The sequence below is a fragment of the Luteococcus sp. genome, assembly GCF_043424415.1.
Taxonomy (GTDB): domain Bacteria; phylum Actinomycetota; class Actinomycetes; order Propionibacteriales; family Propionibacteriaceae; genus Luteococcus.
The window spans coordinates 1-2,619 of the sequence record NZ_JBHWOO010000059.1 but is presented as its reverse complement, the minus strand read 5'-3'; the positions used below and the strand labels follow the sequence as shown (position 1 = coordinate 2,619).

The 2,619-nt window shown below is 70.7% G+C and carries 2 protein-coding genes and 1 pseudogene; all 3 read left to right on the top strand.

The window, feature by feature from the left end; genetic code table 11:
* Positions 1–379: pseudogene (locus ACHFFZ_RS03380) on the top strand (amino acid permease); the annotation flags it as partial.
* A 385-nt stretch (positions 380–764) separates the two neighbouring features.
* Entirely contained in the window at positions 765–1,712 is a 948-nt protein-coding gene (locus ACHFFZ_RS03375; RefSeq protein ID WP_394275253.1) for a putative selenate ABC transporter substrate-binding protein, read from the top strand.
* The gene (locus ACHFFZ_RS03370) at positions 1,712–2,467 is read left to right on the top strand and encodes a phosphonate ABC transporter ATP-binding protein (RefSeq protein ID WP_394275252.1); all 756 of its coding nucleotides are present in this window, start codon (positions 1,712–1,714) and stop codon (positions 2,465–2,467) included. The genes ACHFFZ_RS03375 and ACHFFZ_RS03370 overlap by 1 nt, the downstream gene beginning before the upstream one ends.
* Positions 2,468–2,619: the final 152 nt, after the last annotated feature.

Here is a 2,619-nt window from a genome sequence, read left to right as displayed (position 1 = left end):
CCGCACCATGCTCGGCATGGCGCGCGAGGGGGACCTGCCCCGACCCCTCGCCCACGTGAGCCAGCGCTACTCGGTGCCGCAGCGGGCCGAGATCACCGTCGGCATCGCCGTGGTGCTGCTGGTGCTGCTGGCCAGCGACGTGCTGGTGGCGATCACCGCCTCCGCCTTCGGGGTGCTGCTGTACTACGCGGTCGCCAACATCGCCGCCTTCACCCAGACCGAAGAGCACCGCCTGTTCCCCAAGGCCCTGCAGGTGATGGGGCTGGTGGGCTGCCTGCTGCTGGTGGCGGCCCTGCCTGGCAGCACCCTGGTGGCCGGCCTGGTGCTGGTCGCGATCGGTGTGGCGTACCGGGGGATCGTGCTGGCCTCGCGCCGGTGACGAGCACGCTGACGGACCGTGCAGTGTGCACGTCAGCACTGGTGACGTCGACCGATGGTTACGCGAACTCCAGGACCGCCGCTTCGACCCGGCCGATCGAGTCGGTCGATCACCTCGTCGACCTGCTCGACGATCCGGCTGAGTCGCCAGATGCAGCATTGGGCGGATCGTGCCTGGCGGCAATGAGCTGCCAGCATGCGCCCCACGAGGCACACACGGTGCCCCCGTTCCGGAATCCGTCATAGGATGCCTGATACGCCCGGAGAACCAGGTCACAGTGGTCACTCGTCGGCCCGCGCGCCGTCGCGCAGGCACAGACGCGCAGGCTCCGTCGACCCGCCGACAAAGCGCAGACGCCGCCACGCGACCGCACCGAAGGAGAACCATGCTCACCCGCCGCGCCGCCCTAGCCCGTCTTGCCCTCACCGGGGCCGCGGTCACGGGGGTGGGGCTCACCGCGTCCTGCTCGACCGGCAGCGGTGACGGCTCGGCCGATGGGGGAGGTGCGGGCGGCGGCTCCGGCCAGCCACTGCGCATCAGCGCCATCCCCGATCAGGACCCGGACGCCCTCACCGAGCGCGAGGAGGCCTTCGCCGACCACCTGGCGAGCGTGCTCGACATCGACGTGGAGTACGTGCCGGTGCCGGACTATGCCGCCTCGGTGAGCCTGTTCGGCGCCGGCGACCTGGACCTGGTGTTCTACGGCGGCCTCACCGGGGTGCAGGCCCAGCTGCAGAACCCGGAGGCCACCATCGTCGCCCAGCGCGACATCGACCCCTCCTTCACCAGCGTGTTCATCGCCAACGCGGAAGCCGGCATCGACCCGGTGGACTCCGTGGAAGGACTGTCCGTGATGGCCGGGAAGCGCGTCACCTTCGGCTCGGAGACCTCCACCTCCGGCCGCCTGATGCCCTCCTACTTCCTGTCCCAGGCCGGCGTGGCCGAATCCGACCTGGCCGGTGAGCCCGGCTTCTCCGGCTCCCACGACTCCACCATCGAGCTGGTCACCTCCGGCTCCTACGAGGCAGGTGCCCTGAACAGCCAGGTGTGGCAGGCCCGCATGGAGGAGGGCAGCATCGACACCGACAAAGTCATCGAGGTGCTGGTCTCGCCCGAGTTCCATGACTACCACTGGCTGCTGCGCGGCGACGCCGACGCGCGCTTCGGCGACGGCTTCACCCAGCAGCTCACCGACGCCATGCTCACCATGCACGAGTCAGAGGAGGGACGTGCGATCGCCGAGTCCTACGGCGCGCAGTCCTTCATCCCGGCGAAGGCCGAGGACTACCAGCAGATCGAGGAGGTCGCCCGCGAGCTGGGGCTGATCGGCTGATGAGCGCCGCTGAACCGCCCGCCCTGCAGCTGGACGGCGTCACCGTCCGCTATGGCGCCCGCACCGTGCTGGATGCCTCCTTCACCGTCGACCCCGGGGAGAAGGTCGCCCTGGTGGGACCCAGCGGCGCCGGCAAGTCTACCGCGCTGGGCCTCGCCAACGGTTCCATCACCCCCAGCAGCGGCACCGTCACCACGCTCGGTACCGACCTGGGGGTGGCGAGCTGGCGCCGGATGCGGACGGTGCGCGCCCGGATCGGCACCGTCCACCAACGCCTGGACCTGATCGGGCCGCTGGCTGCGATCCACAATGTCAATGCGGGCCACCTGGGCCGCTGGGGGCTGTGGCGGTCCCTGGCCTCCTTGGTGCGGCCACTGGAGGTCGAGACCGCCCACGCCGCGATGGCCCGCCTGGGCATCGAGGAGCTGGCCGCCACCCGTACCGAGCGCCTCTCCGGCGGGGAGCAGCAGCGCGTGGCCCTGGCCCGCATCATCGTGCAGGATCCCGCTCTGGTGCTGGCGGACGAACCCATCTCCAGCCTGGACCCGCAGCGCGCCCGCGTGGTGATGGGCCTGCTCACCGACGTGGTGGGCGAGGGAGACCGCGCCCTGCTGGTGAGCCTGCACGACTTCGACATCGCCCGCGGCATGTGCGACCGCGTGATCGGCCTGCGGCAGGGCCGGATCGCCTTCGACCTACCCGCCGCAGAGGTCACCGACCAGCACCGCGACGAGCTGTACCGGTTGCCGGCATGAGTCCGGAGGCGGATGCCCGCAGCAACAGGCTTGGCAATAACAGGCCCGACAGCGATGTGCCTGGCAGCGACATGCCTGGCAGCGACATGCCCGGCAGCGACGTGCCCAACGGCGGCATGCCCGAGACCGGCACGCGCAGGATGCGCGACTGC